This window comes from Enterococcus sp. FDAARGOS_375, assembly GCF_002393265.1.
Taxonomy (GTDB): Bacteria; Bacillota; Bacilli; order Lactobacillales; family Enterococcaceae; genus Enterococcus_D; species Enterococcus_D innesii.
The window spans coordinates 2501196-2523171 of sequence record NZ_CP023515.1 but is presented as its reverse complement, the minus strand read 5'-3'; the positions used below and the strand labels follow the sequence as shown (position 1 = coordinate 2523171).

The 21976-nt window shown below is 43.6% G+C and carries 22 protein-coding genes and 1 riboswitch; of the genes, 1 reads left to right on the top strand and 21 read right to left on the bottom strand.

Features of this window, described 5'->3' with window-relative positions:
* Nucleotides 1–26: 26 nt before the first annotated feature.
* From CO692_RS13315 to CO692_RS13245, 15 genes are all read right to left on the bottom strand, one after another.
* The gene (locus CO692_RS13315; RefSeq protein WP_077452638.1) at nucleotides 27–584 is read right to left on the bottom strand and encodes a YpiB family protein; all 558 of its coding nucleotides are present in this window, start codon (nucleotides 582–584) and stop codon (nucleotides 27–29) included.
* Nucleotides 585–593: 9 nt separating this feature from the next.
* The gene (locus tag CO692_RS13310; RefSeq protein ID WP_086292866.1) at nucleotides 594–1853 is read right to left on the bottom strand and encodes a tetratricopeptide repeat protein; all 1260 of its coding nucleotides are present in this window, start codon (nucleotides 1851–1853) and stop codon (nucleotides 594–596) included.
* Nucleotides 1854–2903 carry a hypothetical protein gene (locus CO692_RS13305; RefSeq protein ID WP_096742428.1) on the bottom strand — a complete coding sequence of 350 codons (1050 nt, stop codon included), beginning with the start codon at nucleotides 2901–2903 and terminating at the stop codon, nucleotides 1854–1856.
* Between the two features lie 168 nt (nucleotides 2904–3071).
* Nucleotides 3072–4325 (bottom strand): threonine ammonia-lyase IlvA, encoded by a 1254-nt coding sequence (gene ilvA, locus CO692_RS13300; RefSeq protein WP_264291234.1) that lies wholly within the window; start codon nucleotides 4323–4325, stop codon nucleotides 3072–3074.
* An 11-nt stretch (nucleotides 4326–4336) separates the two neighbouring features.
* Nucleotides 4337–5326, bottom strand: coding sequence for a ketol-acid reductoisomerase (gene ilvC, locus CO692_RS13295; RefSeq protein WP_077452642.1), 990 nt, complete (start codon nucleotides 5324–5326; stop codon nucleotides 4337–4339).
* Nucleotides 5327–5376: 50 nt separating this feature from the next.
* Complete coding sequence (gene ilvN / locus CO692_RS13290) at nucleotides 5377–5853, bottom strand: acetolactate synthase small subunit (protein ID WP_077452643.1); 477 nt, start codon at nucleotides 5851–5853, stop codon at nucleotides 5377–5379.
* Nucleotides 5854–5857: 4 nt separating this feature from the next.
* Complete coding sequence (gene ilvB / locus CO692_RS13285; protein ID WP_096742426.1) at nucleotides 5858–7558, bottom strand: biosynthetic-type acetolactate synthase large subunit; 1701 nt, start codon at nucleotides 7556–7558, stop codon at nucleotides 5858–5860.
* 2 nt (nucleotides 7559–7560) lie between these two features.
* Nucleotides 7561–9249, bottom strand: a complete 1689-nt coding sequence (gene ilvD / locus CO692_RS13280; protein ID WP_096742425.1) for a dihydroxy-acid dehydratase — start codon at nucleotides 9247–9249, stop codon at nucleotides 7561–7563.
* A 568-nt stretch (nucleotides 9250–9817) separates the two neighbouring features.
* Nucleotides 9818–10093 carry an HU family DNA-binding protein gene (locus CO692_RS13275; RefSeq protein WP_003126821.1) on the bottom strand — a complete coding sequence of 92 codons (276 nt, stop codon included), beginning with the start codon at nucleotides 10091–10093 and terminating at the stop codon, nucleotides 9818–9820.
* A 234-nt stretch (nucleotides 10094–10327) separates the two neighbouring features.
* Nucleotides 10328–11638 (bottom strand): ribosome biogenesis GTPase Der, encoded by a 1311-nt coding sequence (gene der / locus CO692_RS13270; RefSeq protein WP_005237082.1) that lies wholly within the window; start codon nucleotides 11636–11638, stop codon nucleotides 10328–10330.
* 163 nt (nucleotides 11639–11801) lie between these two features.
* A complete protein-coding gene (rpsA, locus tag CO692_RS13265) occupies nucleotides 11802–13016 on the bottom strand; it encodes a 30S ribosomal protein S1 (protein WP_005229333.1) in 1215 nt (404 codons plus the stop codon).
* A 212-nt stretch (nucleotides 13017–13228) separates the two neighbouring features.
* Nucleotides 13229–13900 (bottom strand): (d)CMP kinase, encoded by a 672-nt coding sequence (gene cmk, locus CO692_RS13260; RefSeq protein ID WP_096742424.1) that lies wholly within the window; start codon nucleotides 13898–13900, stop codon nucleotides 13229–13231.
* A gap of 105 nt (nucleotides 13901–14005) precedes the next feature.
* Nucleotides 14006–14632 carry an SAG1386/EF1546 family surface-associated protein gene (locus CO692_RS13255; protein ID WP_096742423.1) on the bottom strand — a complete coding sequence of 209 codons (627 nt, stop codon included), beginning with the start codon at nucleotides 14630–14632 and terminating at the stop codon, nucleotides 14006–14008.
* Between the two features lie 72 nt (nucleotides 14633–14704).
* Complete coding sequence (locus CO692_RS13250; protein ID WP_096742422.1) at nucleotides 14705–16087, bottom strand: RecQ family ATP-dependent DNA helicase; 1383 nt, start codon at nucleotides 16085–16087, stop codon at nucleotides 14705–14707.
* The gene (locus tag CO692_RS13245) at nucleotides 16081–17076 is read right to left on the bottom strand and encodes a helix-turn-helix domain-containing protein (protein WP_096742421.1); all 996 of its coding nucleotides are present in this window, start codon (nucleotides 17074–17076) and stop codon (nucleotides 16081–16083) included. The genes CO692_RS13250 and CO692_RS13245 overlap by 7 nt, the downstream gene beginning before the upstream one ends.
* Nucleotides 17077–17102: 26 nt before the next feature.
* Between CO692_RS13245 and CO692_RS13240 the strand changes: the two genes are divergently transcribed.
* Nucleotides 17103–17318 (top strand): ferredoxin, encoded by a 216-nt coding sequence (locus CO692_RS13240; protein ID WP_005229322.1) that lies wholly within the window; start codon nucleotides 17103–17105, stop codon nucleotides 17316–17318.
* 59 nt (nucleotides 17319–17377) lie between these two features.
* On the opposite strand, the gene CO692_RS13235 is transcribed toward CO692_RS13240, so the two are convergent.
* The 6 genes from CO692_RS13235 to CO692_RS13210 form a co-directional block, all read right to left on the bottom strand.
* Nucleotides 17378–17971 (bottom strand): ECF transporter S component, encoded by a 594-nt coding sequence (locus CO692_RS13235; RefSeq protein WP_010749232.1) that lies wholly within the window; start codon nucleotides 17969–17971, stop codon nucleotides 17378–17380.
* 150 nt (nucleotides 17972–18121) lie between these two features.
* Nucleotides 18122–18246: riboswitch (FMN riboswitch) on the bottom strand.
* A 79-nt stretch (nucleotides 18247–18325) separates the two neighbouring features.
* A complete protein-coding gene (locus CO692_RS13230; protein WP_096742420.1) occupies nucleotides 18326–19042 on the bottom strand; it encodes a pseudouridine synthase in 717 nt (238 codons plus the stop codon).
* Between the two features lie 2 nt (nucleotides 19043–19044).
* On the bottom strand, nucleotides 19045–19629 hold the full coding sequence (scpB, locus tag CO692_RS13225) for an SMC-Scp complex subunit ScpB (RefSeq protein WP_005229316.1): 585 nt from the start codon (nucleotides 19627–19629) through the stop codon (nucleotides 19045–19047).
* Nucleotides 19622–20371, bottom strand: coding sequence for a segregation/condensation protein A (locus CO692_RS13220; RefSeq protein ID WP_096742419.1), 750 nt, complete (start codon nucleotides 20369–20371; stop codon nucleotides 19622–19624). The genes scpB and CO692_RS13220 overlap by 8 nt, the downstream gene beginning before the upstream one ends.
* Nucleotides 20372–20385: 14 nt before the next feature.
* A complete protein-coding gene (gene xerD / locus CO692_RS13215) occupies nucleotides 20386–21276 on the bottom strand; it encodes a site-specific tyrosine recombinase XerD (protein WP_096742418.1) in 891 nt (296 codons plus the stop codon).
* A gap of 233 nt (nucleotides 21277–21509) precedes the next feature.
* Nucleotides 21510–21962, bottom strand: coding sequence for a Fur family transcriptional regulator (locus tag CO692_RS13210; RefSeq protein WP_005237105.1), 453 nt, complete (start codon nucleotides 21960–21962; stop codon nucleotides 21510–21512).
* Nucleotides 21963–21976: the final 14 nt, after the last annotated feature.

Here is a 21976-nt window from a genome sequence, read left to right as displayed (position 1 = left end):
CCGATTAAAGGACTGCTTTTTGCTTGTTAACGGCTTTCTTCTTTTTGCTGGAGCAAGTGCCGATTTACTTCATCGGAAAGTTCTAAGAAGGCATCACGATCCCCGTTTTCCAATGCTCGATCGATCTGCCGATACAAGGTATCGATTTTGGTTTTTGCTTCTTCTTTTTCAAGGTACTGGGTAACATGTTGGGTCATTTCTTGATCCAAGTGGTCGTTCCACCGTTCATAGGGATTGTCTTCCAGAACAGCTAAATATAGGGATTGCGACCAAGAATCTGGGAAGAGACATTCAAGATACAACGGTTGTTTCCAATTCATGCGAATCTCATGAAAAATCTGATCAATGTCATAAAAGGTCTGTCCCTCGATACTCAAGACAAAGGGTTCGCCTCCAATTTCCGTACTGCGGACACTTAACCCTCGTTTGGCTGCAGCGGCCCCTTCTACAAAATGAACATTGGTCAAGATCGCTTCATGATTCGCCAGATAGTTCAACACCCAAGAGACTTCACGACGACTGAAGGAAACGGTCGAAACTAACCAATTAAGAAACTTTTTCTTTTCTTGTACATTGACGTTCATTTCTCTCACCTATCTTTCTAATAAGTCCTCCACGATCGACTGTACTTCTAAATCACCTGGCTCGTGTGCCAAATAATGTTGCAGCAAATGAAGTGCTTCAGACAAACGTCCTTCTTCACGTAAGAAAATGCCGTATTCCTTCATAAACGCTGGTTCATGATGCAAATCAGCATTGGCTGCTTCGTAATATTTTGCTGCTTTGTCAAAATCTTCTAACGCATTGAAGGCTTGCGCCAGATTCCATAGAGCGTGAGGCTGTTCATTGTCTTCCATTCGTTCGATCGCCAAGATTGCTTCTTGCCAGCGCTCTTCGTTCAAGTATAAATTACTTAAGGTCAGCAACGTATCCTCTTCTTTTTCACCAGTTTCCAGTGCTTTAAGTAAAAATGATTCGGCTGCTTCACTGTCATGAAGTCGGTAAGCATTCTCGGCAGCAAAATGATAGAAATCTACTTGGTATGGATCTTCATGAATTCCTTCCTCGATCACACGTTGCGCTTCTTCCAGCTGCTCTTCTTCTTGCAATGCTTCAGCCAAATAGAGATACAAGGCCCGGTATTGGGGATTCATGACCCGCAACTGCTGCAAGTAGCGTATCGCTTGTTCATTTTCCTTCAGCTGCAAATAGACTAAAGCTGTTTGAAAGAGACGCTCATCCGTCTGTTCGTCTTCTAAGCTTGCTTCAAAGTATTCTAATGCCTCTTCAAACTTACCTGCCATACTCAATGAAGTCCCAGTCCGTTCAACGATTGAGATTCCTGAAATATCCGTAATTTCTTCTTCCAACAATCCTTGATAAAGGTCAACAGCTTCTTGATAGCGATCCGTTGAAAAAGCTAACTCAGCTAAGGCAAAGCGAATCAAGGGTTCCTCTGGCACAAGGCTTTGCGCTTCTTTTAATTTGGCTTCACTGACTTCCGGGATACCGATCAGTTGATAGAGATCCGCACTCAACAACAAGGCTTGCAGATACGCTTCACTCGTTGGTGGTATTTGATCGATATAGGTGAAGGCTGTTTCGATCTGGTCTTCTTCCATCGCAATTTCTGCTAAAGGAAGCAGCAAAGCTTCATTTTCAGGGTGCCGCTGCTGCAGGGTTTCAAATAACGTTTTTGCCTCTTCTAAAAAACCGATCTGCAATAATTCATCGCCCAAAGCGCCGAGTGTTTCATCATCATCTTTTTGCAGTGCTTCGGTAAAATTCAATTGTGCTTCAGCCAACTCTTCTGCGGCTAGTGCTTTTAACATTTTTTCACTATAAGTTTCCATCTAGACCCCTCGAATCTCATTGATTAATCGCTGATAAGTCTCCATCGTCTGGACAAGATCTTTTTCCTCGATTTCTGTTCTGCCCCCTATTGTACCAACTTTTGCCAAAAATAACAGTTTTTTTTCTTTTTGCTGCAATTCTAGTACATGGCTGAAATACTCGCTTAAGGAAAAAGATTCGGGCAATTCGATAGGAAAGCCTAATCGGGCAAGCCATTGGCAAAACACCGGCAGATCGACAGTCAACTGTTGCTGCTGGACTGTCCAAATAAAATGAAACAAAAAGCCAAAGAACAATTTCATCGCATCAGACAGCAAGTGACCATTTTCCGTTCGATAAGCAGCATCGGCAAAGAGTTGCCCAAACTCCTCCAATTCGCCGCCCGACTGCTGATACAATTGGATCAGCTGATTGGTATATGCTGCCAATGAGTGTCTCATTAACGCCTGATGACTGGGATACGTTCGATAAAGCTCTTTTAAAAAATCGCTATCGGCAAGCACGCCACCACGGATCAGGGTCAAAAAGTCCACCAGTTTCCCATCGATCTGCTTTTCGGCAATCGTCTGATCGAAAATAACAAATTGTGGTGTGTTAGGGTTTTGCAACATCGGGATATCTGGCTTTTTCACAACGATCGCTGTTTCTTTGACACTTTTAGCTAAAGCCCGCAAGGAGACGGGAATCAGCCAAAGCTTTGTCGTTAGAACCGAAGTCGCATGGATAAAACTGCTCAGTGCCAATACACCTTCATTCCCAAATCCGACGATCAACAAGGACTCTTGCTTAGAAAAGCGACCGAAGAAATCCATTGCGGCCTTAAATTCGCTAAAGTTGTTGCAATACATTTGGTTGGTACAAATATACCAATTGACCTCGCGCGGCAAAAACAAGCGGGTTACTTTTTCTGAAAAGCGGTCATAATAACGCTGATTCGTCAAAATGATCACCTGTTGCGGATCGATCGACTGTTCTTTCATGACCGATGCCAGTGTTTCACCGTAAGAAATCTGAGTTTCTTGCTCATTTCTGTAAAAAACAGCTTCCATCGGCTCACTCCTTTGTTGCTACTACTTACTATTATAGCAAGAAGCCGCTGAAACACCTACTAAATCGCTAACCATTAGGAAGTATTTTTCGCCGATTTGTCCCATGTTTCTATGCCAAAAAACAAAAAACATGATTTCCTGTTATTACAAAGGAAACCATGTTTTTTTCTAAACCAAAAGCGAGTAAAGTGATTGATTTTGCTGAAGGTTGATATAGTTTTGGTCAAACTGTTCAATTCGTGACAGTAATGCGGGTAGATCTTTTTTGTGTTTCAACAAGATTCCCAGCATTACTGGTCCTGTTCCACGATTGATTTTTTTCGTATATTCAAACCTCGTGATATCATCATCAGGCCCTAATACATGGCTAACAAATTCCTTCAACGCACCGGGACGTTGCGGGAAGTTGACGATAAAATAATGTTTCAATCCTTGATAAATCAGTGATTTCTCTTCGATCTCAGCCATGCGGGAACTATCATTGTTGCCGCCACTCACAATACAGACGACTGTTTTGCCTTTGATTTGCTCTTTGATCAGATCCAAAGCTGCCACACTCAAGGCACCAGCTGGTTCAGCGACGATCGCTTGTTTGCTGTATAATTCTAAAATCGTTTGGCAGATTGCACCTTCTTCCACCGTTACCAATTGATCCACGTAGCGTTTGGCATGGGCATAGGTTTGAGCTCCGACTTGTTTGACTGCCGCACCATCCACAAAGGTTTCAATATGCTCTAAAGCCACTGGTCCTTGGTGATCAAAGGCTGCTTGCATCGAGGCTGCCCCTACAGGTTCTGCTCCAACAACTTTTATCTTCGGTTGCTTTTCTTTCAAATAGGCTGCGGTTCCGCTGATCAAGCCACCACCGCCAATGGCAGCTACCACCAAATCGATCGTTACTTGTTTCTTTTCAGCATCAGCTAACATTTCCACGGCTACTGTTCCTTGTCCTGCGATAATATTGGGATCATCAAAAGGAGCAATGAAAGCCATTTGTTCTTCTTTGGCAAATTGTTTGGCAGCCTGCGCCGCCGCATCAAAGGTATCTCCCACCAATTCGATCTTGACGTAGTCACCGCCGAAAAAGAGCACTTGCGCGATTTTTTGTTGCGGGGTCGTTGTCGGCATGAAAATGACCGCATGGATCTGCTGTTCTTGACAGGTATAAGCAACGCCTTGGGCATGGTTCCCGGCACTGGCACAGACGACGCCACGACGAGTCAGTTCAGGATCTGCCTGGGTGATCGCATAGTAGGCACCTCGTAATTTGAAGGAGCGGACTTTTTGCAAGTCCTCTCGTTTCAATAAAACCGTCGCTTGGTATTTTTCAGATAAAAAGCGATCATATTGCAGCGGTGTATGACTAACTGCTCCCCGTAGTCGCTCGTAGGCTTTTTCAATTGCAGAAACTGTCACCAACAAACGCGCCACCTCTAATCTTTCGCAACAAACGGCATCATTTTCCGTAATTCGCTACCGACTTTTTCAATTTGATGGTTGCCGTTTTCTTCACGCATTTTATGGAATTCAGGGAAGCCATTTTGATTATCCTCAATGAATCCTTTCGCGAATTGACCATTTTGGATATCTGTCAATACGGCTTTCATGTTCTCTTTGGCTTGCGCGGTGATCACCCGTGCACCGGAAACGTAATCGCCATACTCTGCCGTATTTGAGATCGAATGGCGCATTTTTTTGAAGCCTCCTTCATAAATCAAGTCAACGATCAGTTTCAATTCATGACAAACTTCAAAGTACGCCAATTCCGGTTGGTACCCGGCTTCTACCAATGTTTCAAAGCCAGCTTCGATCATACTGGTCAAACCGCCACAAAGTACGGCTTGTTCCCCAAAAAGATCGGTTTCGGTCTCTTCTTTAAAGGTGGTTTCCAAAACACCGACCCGTGTGGCACCAATGCCTTTTGCATAAGATAAAGCTGTCGCTTGTGCGTTACCAGTTGCATCTTGATAGACTGCAAACAAGGCTGGCACCGCAAACCCTTCGGTAAAGGTTCGGCGCACCAAGTGGCCCGGTCCTTTAGGCGCAACTAGAAACACATCCACCTCTTTTGGCGGCGCGATCACATCAAAATGAATATTGAAACCATGCGCAAATGCCAATGCGTTACCGGCAGAAAGATTCGGTTCGATCTCATTTTTATACAACGATCCTTGGATCTCATCGGGTGCCAAGATCATGACTACGTCCGCTTTTTGTGTGGCTTCGGCTACTGGAAAGACCTCGAACCCGTCGTTTCTTGCAGCTTCTGCTGACTTTCCTTCACGAATGCCGATAAAGACTTCATGGCCTGTGTCCCGTAAATTTTGCGCATGGGCGTGCCCTTGAGAGCCATAGCCGATGATCGCAATCTTCTTGTCTCCTAGATTATCTGTAACTTCCTCGTTGTAATATACTTTTACCATACTTGTTTCCTCCGAATTCTTTCTTTATTTTAAGCAATTCAAAATTGCACTTACCCTCTTGTAAAACCCGTGACCCCTGTTCGTGCCAACTGTTTGATCCCGTAGGGACGCAAAACTTCGATGCATGCTTCTACCTTTTTTGTATCGCCGGCAACTTGCACAACGATCGTTTTCAGTGCGACATCGACAATGTGCGCTCGAAACGGATCGATCACTGCTTGGATCTCCGAGCGGCTGGTAGTTGGTGCATTGACTTTGATCAGCACCAGCTCCCGTTCGATATGAGGAATTTCTGTGATATCAGAAACCTTCAAGACATCGATCTGTTTGTTCAGATGCTTAGTCACTTGTTCTGTTTCTGCCAAATCGTTCACGTTGACAATGATCGTCATTCGTGAAAATTCTGGCCGTTCCGTTGTGCCGACAGAGATACTCTCGATATTGACCTGTCGGCGGTTTAAGACACTCGTGATGCGGCTCAAAACACCTGCTTCATTATGAACGATTGCTGCTAATACCCGTTTCATCTCCTTAGACCCCCATCATTTCATGATTGGCTTTCCCCGGTGGAATCATCGGCAGCACGTGCTCTGAGGGCGAGACCATTACTTCGATCAGCTGCGGTCCTGATTGATAAAAAGCTGCTGCCAATTGATCTGCCAGTTGCTCTGGGGCATCGATCCGACAGCCTTCGATGCCGTAAGCTTGTGCCAGTTTAACAAAATCAGGTTGTTGTGCAAAAACAGAGGCAGAGCGTCGTTTGCCATGAAAGGTTTCTTGCCATTGACGGACCATTCCTAACGAACGATTGTTCAACAAAACAAATTTGACATTCAAGCCATACTCATTCAAAATCGCAAATTCTTGGTTCGTCATTTGAAATCCACCATCGCCAACAAACACCACGACCATTTTTTCTGGATGAGCAAATTGGACACCAATTCCCGCAGGGATCCCATAGCCCATCGTGCCCAGTCCGCCACTGGTAATCAATTGTTTAGGAAAGCGAAACGGATAATACTGCGCGACCCACATTTGATGTTGCCCAACATCGGTAATGACGTAAGCCTCTCCTTTGGTCAAACGTCCTACTTCTTCGATGACCTTTTGCGGTTTGATTTCTTGTGTCTGGGTGCGATCATAGCGATAAGGTTTTTCCTTTTTCCGTTTTTGGCATAGATCCAACCAGTCAGACCATGTTCCTCTTGTTGGCTTATAGCGCAGCATTTGTTGCAAAGCAGCCTTGGCATCGCCAACGATTGGGATCTTAGTTTCTACGATCTTGCCGATCTCTACTGGGTCGATATCGATATGAGCAACGATCGCCTGCTTGCCGAACTGACTGCCGGCCGTTGCTAAACGATCATCGAAGCGAGAGCCGATATTGATAATCAAATCGGCTTCCGATAAAGCCATGTTCGCCGCATAGGTGCCATGCATACCGCCCATGCCCAAGAAAAATTGATGATCACTTGGCAGCAAGCCTAAGCCGAGCAACGTTGTGACTGTCGGCAACTTGTACTTGGCAATAAATGCATTTAGTTCAGCCGCAGCTTCGGCAGCGATCACGCCTGCACCCGCCAGTACCACTGGTCGCTGTGCTTTTTCGAGAACTTGCATCAATTTTTCGATTTGCAGACGAGATGGCTCTGCAGTCGGTTGATAGCTTTTCCTTGTGATCGGCAACGAGCAGGTTTCGGCGGTTTCTTGTAGGGTAATATCTTTCGGAAGGTCGATGACAACTGGTCCCTTACGACCAGTTGAAGCGATGTGAAAGGCTTCAGCGATTACTTTCGGCAATTCATCGACACAGCGGACTTGGTAGTTGTGTTTCGTGATCGGCAACGTGATACCTAGAATATCCGCTTCTTGAAAAGCGTCTTTGCCAATTCCTGGTACCGCCACTTGCCCGGTGATAACCACCAACGGTACGGAATCACTCATGGCATCGGCAATGCCCGTAACAACATTTGTAGCACCTGGTCCGCTAGTCACTAAAACGACCCCCACATTGCCAGTAGCTTTGGCATAGCCTTCAGCGGCGTGAATTGCCCCTTGCTCGTGACGCGTCAAAATATTCGGAATCGCTGCATCATATAATTGATCATATAACGGCAGGACGGCGCCACCCGGATAGCCAAAGATCATCTCGACGCCTTGCTCTTGTAAGCTGTCCACTAACACTTGCGCGCCAGTCCTTAGATGCGATGCTTGATACTCGATATTTTCCATTGCTACTCCTCCTCATCAGGTACTCGCATAATCCCGCCCGTATTCGCAGAGGTCACTAAAGCGGTATAACGTGCAAGCCAGCCTTTCTTCACTTTCGAACGAAACTTTGGTCGTTCTTGCGCACGCGTGGCAAGTTCTTCTTCTGAAACTTGCAGATTTAGCGTCCGATTTGGCAAATCAATTATGATTTCATCACCGTCGTTGACTAGCCCTAGTGGGCCCCCGGCTGCAGCTTCTGGCGAAATATGGCCAACCGCGATTCCTCGGGTCGCTCCTGAAAAGCGGCCATCGGTGATCAAGGCGACATCTTTGCCTAACCCACGACCAACGATACTTGAGGTAGGCGCCAGCATTTCTGGCATACCTGGTCCTCCTTTTGGACCCTCATAGCGGATCACTACAACATGTCCTTTTTGTACGGTATGGTTGTCGATGGCAGCAACTGCTTCATCATGAGAATCAAAACAGATCGCTTTCCCTTTGAATACTTGGACACTTGGATCGACCCCACCGACCTTGATGACACTGCCTTCTGGGGCGATATTGCCGTACAAGATCGATAGACCGCCCACAGGACTATACGGGTTTTCTTTGGGATGAATGACTTCTTCGTTGTGGATCTTCGCTTCAGCGACATTTTCTCGTAACGTCTTCCCGGTAACAGTCGGTCGATCGGGATGAATCGCTCCCTCGATATCACAAAGCTCCCTTATGATTGCCGAAACGCCGCCAGCTTCATGGACATCGTGCATCGAATAGGCTGATGATGGCGCGATTTTTGAGAGATAAGGCACTCTTTTAGCGATTTCATTGACCCGTCTTAAGTCATAGTCGATCTCTGCTTCATTGGCGATCGCTAAGGTATGCAGCACTGTGTTGGTGGAACCCCCCATCGCCATGTCTAAAGCGAAGGCATCATCAATAGCTTCTTTGGTCACGATGTCGCGAGGCTTGACTTGTTTTTCAACAAGATCCATCAACTTAAAGGCGGCTTGTCTAACTAGTTCTCGTCGCTCTTGAGACACAGCGAGGATCGTGCCATTGCCTGGCATTGCCAATCCTAAGATTTCTAAGAGGCAATTCATCGAGTTGGCAGTAAACATCCCTGCGCAGGAGCCGCAAGTCGGACAGGCATTTTGTTCCATAAACTCAAAATCTTCTTTTGTCATATTCCCCGTCTTGTACGTCCCAACGGCTTCAAACATGGAAGATAAGGTTATTTGATGTCCCCGTGGATCAATACCGGCTTTCATCGGACCGCCGGAACAAAAGATTCCTGGTACGTTGGTCCGCATCGCTGCTAAGATCATGCCAGGAGTGATCTTGTCACAATTTGGGATATAAAATACGCCGTCAAACCAGTGGGCATTGATGACAGTTTCTGCAGAATCAGCGATCAATTCTCGGCTAGGTAGCGAATAACGCATGCCAATATGTCCCATCGCAATGCCATCATCCACGCCGATCGTATTGAACTCAAAAGGGATGCCACCAGCTTCACGAATCGCTTCTTTAGCGATATCTGCTAACTCCCGTAAATGCACATGTCCGGGTACGATATCGATATAGGAATTACATATCGCAATAAATGGCTTGTTCATATCATGGATATTTTTAACTTGTCCTGTGGCATAGAGCAGACTCCTAGCTGGCGCTGCATCGATCCCTTTTTTAATTTGATCACTTCTCACACTCATCATCTCCTGCATTTTGGAATAAAAAAAAGCATCCCGGTTATAAAAAACTGGGATGCTTTGCCAGAATCCCATTTTACTTACGCAAATAGGACTCAAACAAACGGATAATTTTTGCTTCCGTGTTCTAAGTCCTGGTATCAATAATAATGACTAATAAATATTGATTAAAATTGCGCATAGAAAATGGCTCCTTCATTAGAAATAGTAACGTTCTTGTAATTGTTTACCAATATACCCTTTGGAAAAACACTTGTCAACGAATTTTCTGAATTTTTTTTCAATAATGACAATTCTATCAAGCCCATTCTAACATTGGATGTCATTTAATCGGTTTCCCCTTTTCATTAAGATCTCTTTTGTATCAAGGGTGATTATATCCAAAAGTGAGTAAGCATTGGCGCTAAGTGTTTTTTTTAGATCAAAAGAAAAACAAATAATTATTTTGAATTTTCTGACAATAAAATGTGATTGCTTGCTTTCCGGATGACAACCGCATGGCAACAACCAATATTTAAGCAAAAGAAAAAACCCTTGATTACTCAAGGGTTTCTACAAGACTCAATTATTTCACTGCGTCTTTAAGAGCTTTACCTGGTTTGAATGCAGGTACTTTGCTAGCAGGGATCTTGATTTCTTCACCAGTTTGTGGGTTGCGTCCTTTGCGTTCTGCACGAGAACGAACTTCAAAGTTACCAAAGCCGATCAATTGAACTTTTTCACCGTTAGCTAAAGCGTCTTGAATTGTTGAGAATACAGCGTCTACTGCTGCAGTTGCGTCTTTCTTAGTTAAGTCAGTAGCTGCTGCAACTTTTTCGATTAATTCTGCTTTATTTGCCATGGATGGTTTCACCTCCTGATATTTTTTTTGATGTCATGCATCAACAAAAATCTTGAGTGGTCCAAGGTTTTTGTCAAATATTGATTACCATCAATATTCTGATATAACGTTATCATAAGAACCTTGTAATATCAAGGATTTTAACGTTTTTAGGGGGGTTTTTTTTGGTTTTTTCCCATTTTTCTAGAAAAGGACAGATTTCTTTGTAAAAAGAAACAAAGTATGATAAAATCTCTATTTTCTTCTGCGAGGAATGATCCGAATCGGCGTTCCTTCAAAAGTGAAAGCCTTGCGGATTTGATTTTCTAAGAAACGTGCATAAGAGAAATGCATCAGTTCTTCTTCGTTGACAAAAATAACAAAAGTTGGCGGTTTGACAGCCACTTGCGTCGCATAAAAAATCTTCAAACGTTTGCCTTTGTCTGTTGGTGTTGGGTTGATCGCCACCGCATCCATAATGACGTCATTCAACAACGCAGATGGAATACGCATATTTTGATTCATGCTGACTTCTTCGATCAATTGTGGCAACTTGTTCAAGCGCTGTTTCGTCACTGCGGAAACGAAAATGATTGGTGCGTAATCCAAATATTGGAACTCATCTCTGATCTCTTCTTCAAAATCACGCATCGTATTCGTTTCTTTTTTCAATGTATCCCATTTATTGACAACAATAATGATTCCACGGCCTGCCTCATGGGCATAGCCAGCGATCCGTTTGTCTTGCTCGCGAATTCCTTCTTCGGCGTTCAAGACCATCAAGACGACGTCTGAGCGTTCAATGGCCCGCATTGCTCGCATGACACTGTATTTTTCAGTAGATTCGTAGACCTTCCCTTTTTTACGCATGCCGGCGGTATCGATCATGGTAAATTCTTGACCGCTTTCGCTAGTAAAATGGGTATCGATCGCATCACGAGTCGTTCCTTCGATATCTGAAACGATCACTCGCTCTTCTCCAAGAATCGCATTGATCAAAGAGGATTTCCCGACGTTTGGTCGACCGATCAAACTAAACTTGATGATGGAATCGTCTTCTTCTTCCGCTTCATTGGTGAAGTGTTTGACTGCTTCATCAAGAACATCACCGATCCCTAATCCATGACTTCCTGAGATCGGGTATGGATCGCCCAGACCTAAACCATAGAATTCATAGATATCGTTACGCATCTCGGGATTATCAACTTTGTTGACCGCTAAAATCACGGGTTTGTTGCTTTTGTATAACAAACGAGCCACAAGCTCGTCCGCATCTGTTACTCCTTCACGAGCACTCGTAATAAAAACAATGACATCTGCTTCATCGATGGCGATTTCTGCTTGATGCTTGATTTGATCCATAAACGGCTCATCACTTAAATCGATCCCACCTGTATCGATTACGCTAAACTCACGGCCTAGCCATTCGCCAGTGGCATAAATACGATCTCTGGTCACTCCTGGAGTATCCTCAACGATCGAAATTCGTTCTCCAGCTATCCGGTTGAAAATGGTCGATTTCCCCACATTCGGACGTCCAACGATCGCTATTGTTGGATTTGACATTTTTTACCCTCCATTTAAAAAAGCAGTCCTTGTACGCTGCTTCTTGTATTCAATCTTACTTAGTTTACCTAAAGCCATGGAAAGTTGCAAGCTTTCCCAGCAAACAAAAAATCAGCTTATAACAAATTCAAACATCGAATCGTTATAAGCTGATGGCATACAATTACTCTTCGTCGCTGTCTTTTAAGGCATCGCCTAAGATATCACCCATGGTAAACCCGGTTGATTCTTCTGGCAATTGATAATCATCCTCTGAAACTTCTTGTGTTTCATTGGTGTTTTCGGCTTTTTCTAATGCTTTGATACTTAATGCGATTCGGTGTTCTGAAGGGTTCACTTCGAGCACTTTCACTTGCACTTCATCGCCTTCTTGTAAGACTTCATGTGGTGTCGCAATGTGTTTATGGGAGATTTGTGAAATATGGATCAGCCCTTCAACACCTGGGAAGACTTCCACAAACGCACCGAAGCTTGTCAAACGTTTAACAGTCCCAGTTAAGACACTGCCAACAGCCGCTTGTTCTTCGATATTGGTCCAAGGTCCAGGCAATGTGTCTTTGATTGAAAGAGACACACGTTCTTTGTCTGCATCAACAGATAAGATACGGACGTTGACGGTATCGCCAACAGACAAAACGTCACTCGGTTTGCCCACATGCCCATGTGAAATTTCAGAGACATGGACAAGTCCATCGATGCCGCCTAGGTCTACGAAGGCACCAAAATCAGTCAAACGAGCTACTTTTCCTTCTACTTCTTGTCCTTCATATAAATCAGCTAATAACGCTTCTTTTTGTTTTGCTTTTTCTGCTTCAACAACAGCTTTATGAGAAAGGATCAAGCGGTTTTCAGAAGGCTCGATCTCAACGATTTTAAAGGTCAATGTTTTCCCTTTGTAATCTTCAAAATCCGCAACAAAATGATCTTCGACCATTGATGCCGGAACAAAACCACGAACACCTACATCAACCACTAACCCGCCTTTAACGACGTTGGTGACTGGTGCTTCGATGATTTTTCCTTCTTGGAAATCTTTTTCGATATCTTCCCAAACTTTTTTCGCATCTAAGCGACGTTTAGAAAGGAGATAGCTGCCGTTTTCTTTGTCTTTACCAATTGCTGAAATCACAACTAATTCTAAGACATCCCCTACTTTGACTGCTTCGTTGATGTCTTCAACAGGTAAAGTCGATAATTCTTTTGCAGGAACAACGCCTTCAACGCCGGCGCCTTCGATCCCTACGATCGCTTGTTTATCCTCAATGGCCAATACCTCGCCTTTAACGATATCTCCAACTTTTACTTCTTGGAAATTGTCTAAAGCGGCTTCCATTGATTCATTTCCACTCTCAACCTGATTATTTTCAAATTCTGTCATCTCTCATGTCCTCCTAACCAACAATTCTGCAATAATTGCACTACATCTTTTAGTTTAAAATAGAATGAAAAAAAAATAAAGCGATTTCTCTTATTTTCCTAAAAAACTACGGTTTATTCGTTGAAAAAGTCTTTTCACGTCTGTTTTCTTGCTTGCTTTCATCTTTTTCGTAGGAAAAATAAAAAAACAATGGGGAACACCCACTGTTTTCGTTAGTTGATCTTTTCTTGGATCGTTTTTTTGATTGCTTCTACGACTTGCTCGATCGTTAAACCGGAGGTGTCGATTCGAACGGCATCTGTTGCTTGTTTCAGAGGCGAGACTTCCCGATGGGAATCCAAATAATCTCTTTGCTGGATCTCTTCTTTCAAGGTCTCATAATCGGTACCGATCCCTTTTTGCTGATTTTCTTTGAAACGGCGCTGTGCCCGTTCTTCCACACTTGCTACCAGAAAAATCTTGACTTCTGCTTGTGGTAAAACCGCCGTACCAATATCGCGGCCATCCATCACGACACCGCCATCTTTAGCGATCATCTGCTGTTGTTGGACTAGTTTTTCGCGAATCGCAGGGTATGCCGACACCTTCGAAACTGCGTTGGTTACTTCTGGCTGACGGATCGCTTCTGTGACTTGCTCTCCTCCTGCAAAGACCTCTTGACCGTGTTCAGTTGGTTCAAAAGTGATGGGGTATTGATCGATCAAAGCAGCGATCGCCGTTTCATCCTCTAGTGAACAGCCGCTTTTTAAAGCCAAATACGTGATGCTGCGATACATGGCACCGGTATCTGTATAAATAAACCCTAAATCATTGGCGATGATTTTTGCCACTGTGCTTTTTCCCGATGACGCAGGACCATCAATAGCGATGTTGATTTTTTTCATTTTTCTTACTCCTCGTTTCCCAACGATGTGTATTCCTTCATCGTTTCTGCTTATCGTTCACCTTGGCTTCTTCCTACCAAGAAAAAAAACCGCCAAAGCGGTTTTTTATTTAATTCGTAATGTGTCGCCAGGGTATAGCATGTAGTTGTTTGGATCAATCCCATTTAATTGATATAGGGTTTCAACTGAGATGCCTGTACGGGCTGCCACTTGTTCAGGACCTTCACCTGCTTGCACCGTCGTATATTCCTCGGTACCAGTCGCTCCTTGCCCTTGATTATTTTGCGTAGTGTCTTGCCCTGCATTGTTTTCTTGTTGAGCCGGCTCACTACTACTTGATGGCGTCGTTGAAGCTGGTGCAGAACTGCTACTGCTTGATGAAGAACTTGATTCACTTGTTGACGAACTCGTTTCCCTTGTCGATTCAGTAGTGGATGATTCCGATGTTGATGACTCGGTTGTCGAAGATTCTGTCGTACTTTCTACTGTACTGCTCGAACTTGCTGCGGTCGGGGCATCACTGTTATGATTCAACACCCAAATACCGGCACCAACCGGAATTGCCACGATCAAGAAAAGCAAAACTAAAACGATCGTCAAAAAGAGTGAATTCCCACGCTTTTGTTTTCTTTGTTGGGATCTTGATGCAGAATCATCGTATTCTGTATCATAGATTGGTTGTTCCCACGGTTCTTGATTTTCTGAATTGTAGTCATTGTCTTTCTTGCTCACTCGTATTCCCTCCTAGTTTCCTTCCGATGTATTATACCATAGGTAAATAAAAACTGTCCTGCAAAATACGATTCAATTTATATCTTTAAAAATTTTTATTAAACGTTCTTGCCAATGAAGGATGACTTTTTTTTCTAAAAGCTCTTCTTCTACTGCCAATTCGATCCCGTCATTGTCGCAACAATAAGGATTCTGTTGCACTTTTTCTCCAAAATGCGCCAATAAAAACTGACGGCGGCAACCGGTAAAATGAATATAAGCCAACATTTTTTGTAATTGTTCTTGCTTTTGCTGTTCGTTTTGTTTTAGCGTTTCCAGCCAAAACGCAGCCCCCAACTCCTTCATCTTCTGCTGCCATTTTTCTTGCAGCGGTGTCAAGGGTTCTTTCTTCTTTTCCTGAGCCATTCGTTCTAAAGCACGGCGTTCTTCTTTGTTTTCTCGCTGAAAGAAGTAGTGGATCTGCTCATCGTGTTCTTGATAAAGCAAGATCGCACTGCTTCGTTTGCCATCGCGACCTGCTCGCCCAATTTCCTGACTATAGTTTTCCAGCGAATCAGGCAAGTCATAGTGAATCACAAAACGAATATCTTCTTTATTGATCCCCATCCCAAACGCATTGGTTGCGACGAGCAATTTTAGTTTATTCTGAGAAAACTGCTGCTGCAACGTTTTTCTTTGATCACTCGCTAAACCACCATGATAATAACCTACCGAATAGCGCTGACGCAGTTTATTATAGACTTCTTCGACTTTGCTTCTTGTGGAACAGTAGATGATCCCAGCCCCGCCTAAGCGGCTGAGATAGTCTGCTAATGCCGCATCTTTGTCTGTTGTTTGCTCTACGAACAAGCCGATATTGCTGCGGTTCATCGAATAACGGTAGACATTGGCATTCTTTGCTAACAACACTTGCCGAATATCTGCTTCCACTTGCGCCGTAGCAGTAGCCGTCAATGCTAATGTGACGGGTGTCTTCAAACGTTTTTTTACTTCACCAAGCTGCAAGTACTCTGGTCGAAAATCAATGCCCCATTGCGAAACACAATGAGCTTCATCCACCACGAACATAGCGATCTTAACTTGTTCGAGTTGTTGCAAAATGGCTTCTTGCACGATCATTTCTGGACTTAAAAACAAAAATTTGTACTTCTGCAAGTGCTGCATCACATAGTGACGATCGGCAAGGTCCAGTTGACTATTAAATGCAATCGCGCGTTTTTCCCCTTGCTTTTGTAAGCCATAGACTTGATCTTCCATTAAAGAAACAAGCGGTGAGATAATGATCACGATGCCATCTATGAGGTACCCTGGCAGCTGATAACAGAGACTTTTGCCATTCCCGGTAGGCAGAATCGCTAACGTATCTTGCTGCGCTAAAACACTTTCGATGACTTCTTTTTGTCCTTGACGAAATGTTTTGAAGCCAAAGTACTGATTCAGTGCGTTTTCTAACATCGAATCCCCCGTTTCTGAGCAATCTGTAACAAACGGATCGTCAAAAAATCTGTCGCCAGAAGTTCCTGTAATTCTTGATAGCTGTTTTTCCAAGAAGTTGCTGGCAGCTTATTCAGCAACGCTGTATCAAAGCGCTGATACGGAAATGTCGGATCAAGCAGTGCCCATTCAATCAAATGATCATTAACGGTTCCTCGTTTGATCCTTCTTTTTTCCATGATCTGCTCAACAGAAGCTCCTTGCAAGAATAATGCACGACTTTCCAGCATACTTTGATTCAGATTCCTATTTAGAAAAGGCGATAATCCTTGAAACAGTACCATCTGCGGCTCTTTTTCGACCAGGGCTAAAAATTGATGGATCGCAGCTCCTACATAAAGATTGTCCCAAGGCTTACCTTGTACAGATTCTGGCAAAAGTTGGAAAAACGCCTGCCCAAGAAGATCAGGACCAGATAAGGTGCCCGCTAAAAAATCTGCAACTTCTGCGGGAAGCTGGTCAAAAACTGCCGAAAGTTCTCGATGAGTGATCTTTTTGATTTCAGGGTATTGATGGATCAGTTGACGCACAGGTTCTGTATATAAGGGCGTGTTCTCAACAGGAATATACTGATTGGTCACCCCTTGATATGCAGCTGCTTGAACCAGCAATCGGACAAAACGCCAAGCCTCCTCCGTCGTTCGTCCATACCGAAAATAATCCATCTGATGCAACAACATTTCTCTGGACTGCTCATAATTTGCAACGGTCCTTTTGAGCAGCAGACCATCTGAATCTCGACTTAGAGCCCCTCGTTGGATCAAGTCAGCGAGCGTCTGTTGATACGCTTTCTCATTCAACTGGGGCAACGATTGAAAGAGACCTAAGCGATCATAAAAAAAGGCATAACTCAAGACAGAGCTAGTACGCTTACCAATGAGAATTTGATAAAGTGTTGATGGGCGCAGCTTGTCAGTATCAGAAAACAGCGCTAAAATAAAAGAATCCATATTTCCCCTCCAGAAAGGACTAAAAAATGTCACAACGCTGTAAAATTATTCCTGAGCGCTGCATTGCTTGTGGCCTATGTGCGATCTATGCCCCCGAGATCTTCGATTATGATGAAGACGGGATCGTTTTATTTGCCCAAGAACCAAATGCTCGGCAACAGTTTATCATAGAAGACCAACAAGAAAAAGTCAAAACTGCTTATCGCAAATGCCCTACCCGTGCGATTATCATGGAAAAATAAAAAAAGCCGACTTGCCATTGACAGACCTTTCGTCTGCAACAGCAAGTCGGCTCATTTTTTTATTTTCCTATAGCAGAATGATGGGGCTGCTTACGAGCCAACCATGGCAGCAGTTTGGCGTGAAGTGCTAAAAAGACGGCACTGACGATTGCGCCTTTGACCAAATTGAAAGGTAAGATCCCGATCGCCACATATTGCGGCAAAGACATTCCTAAAAATTGATCGGCTGTGACCCCGAAAAAGCGCAGGTAAAGCGGTGTGATCACAAATAGGTTCGCCACACTCATAAAAATCGTTACCGACAAGATACCGCTGATGACACCAACCATTTTGTTTTTGGTGTGAATACCTTTGCGGAAAAAGTAGTACATTGGCAAAGTAAAGGCACATGATGCTAAAAAGCTTGCCGTATCCCCCACCATATCAGCAGGTGAAAAACCAGATAAGAACAAATGCAGCACCGAACGAATGAAAGCAGTCAATACCCCGCTCCAAGGACCAAATAAAAACATCATGATCATCACGGGAATATCACTAAAATCGATCTTTAAAAAGCTGAATGCTGGGAAAATCGGAAAAGCGATAAATTGCAAAATTGTTCCCATAGCAGCACACATGGCGATCGTCACCATTTTTCTTGTTTTGTTGTTCATCAGTATAAATCCTCCTAAGTTCAGGATTCCTCTTCAAACGAACCTATTAAATTTCCTCGGCTTTCTTGTCGGCGCCAGACAAAAAATGCCCTCTTTTTTCCACAGGGAAAAAAGAGGGCATTCGAAATAGCCATAAGCAAATCAAATACGCTCTATCTTCTTTATCCAGACTGTACTGTCGGTATCGGAATTTCACCGATTCAGCTATTTCCGAAGAAATAGGTCGTGGACTATAACCACCGGTCGGGAATTGCACCCTGCCCCTGAAGACGAACCTTTATTCTATTTATTACATGTTCTATTATACACAAAATCTAAAAATTAACAATAGTTACGTTTTCAGATACTTTTCAACTATTTTGCACTATTTTTCAGCTGACTGACTTCTTTCTTCGACAATTCTCGATATTCCCCTGGACGAAGACCTTTCAGATCTAACGGACCATAGTTTTCCCGTTTTAGTTTTTGCACAGGCAAACCAACTGCTTTTAGCATGTTTTTGACTTGATGGTTGCGACCTTCGTGAATCGTCAATTGCACAATACTAGATTGCGCTGTTTGGTCTGTCGATAAGATTTCAAAGCGAGCAGATGCCGTCTTACGGCCTTCGATCCGAATCCCTTTTGTCAATGGGAGCAGCTGCTTTTTATCCGCAATGCCTTTGACCTTGGCAACATACACTTTGTCGACTTCGTGTTTTGGATGCATCAGTGTCTGTGATAATTCCCCATCATTTGTCAGGAGCAGTAAACCGGAGGTATCATAGTCCAAGCGTCCGACTGGATACACTCGTTCAGGCACTTCAGCAAAATAATCCAAAACGACTTTGCGCTTTTTATCATCCGTAACAGCTGAGATCACGCCACGAGGTTTGTAGAACAAATAATAGACGTGTTGTTCTTGTTCGATCGGTATGCCATCGACTTCAACGACGTCTTTTGAACTGACTTGGACCCCTAATTCTTTGATTACTTGTCCATTAACTCGCACTCGGCCTTCGGTTATCAATCCTTCAGCTTTTCTTCTTGAGGTGATGCCGGCATGGGCAATCACTTTTTGCAAACGTTCCATCTTCATTCTCCTTCTGTTTCTGCTTGTTTGTAGCGGTCGTAAAAAAGATCAAACGGTGCATCTTCTTCAAGTTCATCTTCCATTGATTGGATGTCAGGCAATTCAGCCAAACTTTTTAAGCCAAAATAATCCATAAAGTATTCCGTCGTACCGTATAAGATCGCTCGTCCTGGTCCGTCCACGCGGCCCTTTTCTTCAATCAGCCGTTTTGCCACCAGTTTTTGAACCGAGCCGCTGGATTGGACGCCGCGAATCTCTTCTACTTCCATCCGAGTGATCGGTTGCTTGTAAGCAATGATCGACAAAGTTTCCAAAGCCGCTTGCGACAATGAACTGCCCATCGGTGATTCGGCATATTTCTTCAATAAAGGGGCAAATTGTTTCTTAGTGGTTAAGATAAAATGATTGCCGACTTCTAGAATGTGCAACGCAGTATGTTCATTTTCTTCATATTGCTGATTTAATTCCTGCAAATGCTGATAGACACTGGCAGTATTACTTTTGACTAAATAACTTAGTTCTTCAAGTCCGATCCCCTCATCACCGACGACGAATAAGATCGCTTCTAATTCACTATATTTACTCATCTTCTTTACCTGTTGGATAGAGCAGAATCGACGCATAATTGTCTGTTTGCTCTACTCGAATCGTTCCTTTTTTCATTAATTCTAATAGTGCCATAAAGGTTACCACAACTTCTGTTTTATTGTAAGAGGTAAAAAACGAATCGAAGCTGCGGCCTTTTTTGGCACTGACATGCTGCATCTCCAACTGAATCACCGCCATCTTTTCATCGATGGTGCTTTCATCAGGAGAAATCTTGGTTTCTAGTACTTGGCGATTTTTCTTTTTCTCGACCATTTTTTGAAAAGCCAAAAAGAGATCGATCGTGTTGAATTGATTGGCTCTTAATTGATCTTCTTCCTCTTTGTATTCATCGACATCCATTGGATCTTTCGTGTAATACAAACTGCGCTCTTCCGCTTTTTCTGAAAGCTGTTCGGCTGCGTACTTAAATTTCCGGTATTCTAGCAGTTGTGCCACCAGCATATCCCGCGGATCTTCTTCGTACTCTTCGACTTCAGCAATCAATTCTTGTTTAGGCAATAGCATCTGGCTTTTGATCGCCATCAAAGTCGCCGCCATAACTAAATATTCTCCAGCGACTTCTAATTCTAAAATTTTCATGGCATGGATGTACTGCATGTATTGTTCGGTGATGGTAGCAACTGGAATATCATAAACATCGATCTCCAGTTTTTTGATCAAATGAAGCAGCAAATCCAGCGGTCCTTCAAAGACAGCCAATTTTATTTTGATTTCTTCCATTCCATCCTCGATTTCTAGGCGCGCGGAAAGTGCTGCTTGTACACTTCCGTCATCCGTTTCTTCGTTATATGCGTGTAAATCTGAGTGGTCGAGATATCTGCGTGTCCTAGCAACTCTTGAACCGTTCGCAGATCTGCCCCGTTTTCTAATAGATGGGTCGCAAAGCTATGGCGCAACGTATGGGGAGTCACATTCTTGGTGATCCCAGCTTGTCGAACCAAGGCTTTTAAATTTTTCCAGATCCCTTGACGAGACAGTTGCGTGCCGTGGTTGTTCACAAACAGATGGCTTTCATCTGGCGTTTTTCTCGTCAAATACGGACGCGCATCGCTGAGATAGGTTTCGATCCATTGAATCGCTAGATCCCCTAATGGAACGATCCGTTCTTTGTCGCCTTTCCCGGTTGTTTGCAGCAACCCCATACTTAAATGCAAATCGTTTAATTTCAAACCGATCAACTCGCTGACACGTAAGCCCGTTGCATACATCACTTCCAAAATCGCTCGGTCACGGATGCCCAACACCGCTCGCGTATCCGGTGTTTCGATCAACCGCTCCACTTCTTGTAAACTCAAGGTATCAGGCAGCTTCTGCTGTTTTTTCGGTGAATCAATATGCTGCATTGGATCATGATCGGTAAACCGTTCTTGACGCAAAAATTGATGGAATCTTCGCAAACTAGAGACCATCCGAATCACGGTCGCCGAGGATTTTCCCGCTTCTTGCAGACTTTGCAAAAAAGACAAAACGATTACTCGGTCGACCTGCTGCCACTGAGTGACTTGTTTTTTTTGTAAAAACGCAAGATACTGTTGCAGATCTCGTTGGTAGCTGGCACGGGTATTTTGGGATAGCCCGCGCTCAATGGTCAAATAATGAAGATAATCAATGATTTGTTCGTTCATGGGGCTCCCTCTACTTTCAGCTTTTTTATCATATCAAATTCTGGCTCGTTAAGATAGTAGCTTGCCAATAAAAAAGAGGCACCTACCCATATCGTTTGCCCAAGGAAACACCCGAATCATAGCAGATTTTTCGGTTTCTTTCAAATTGGAAAAAATAGCGCTCTTCCTATTGGAAACCATCTGACTATCATTCGGGTGATAACAAACGTTTATTTAAAATTGCCAAAGTACAATTACTCGGCTTTGCTTTGGCATTTTTGGCAGACACCATGAAATGTCAACCGATGATCCTTTACTAAAAAATGGTACTTTTGTTCAACGATCTCTTCGACACTGCCCAGCAAATCCTCTTCAACCTCTTCAATATTGCCGCATTCCAAACACAACAAGTGATGATGAAAGTGTTTGGCACCTTCTTTGCGTAGATCATAGCGAGCGACACCGTCATTAAAGCTGACTTTATCGACGATTTTCAAATCCGTTAAGATCTCCAACGTTCGATAGACGGTTGCCAAGCCAATCTCAGAATTTTTTTTTCGCACAAAAAAGAAAATCTCTTCGGCGGATAAATGGTCTTTCTCATTTTCTAATAAGACCAATAACGTCGCTTCTCGCTGAGGAGTTAATTTAAACCCCGACTCGTGCAATTGTTTCTTGGTCTTTTTTAACGCTGCTGTTGTGTTCATAGTTGCCTCCGTAT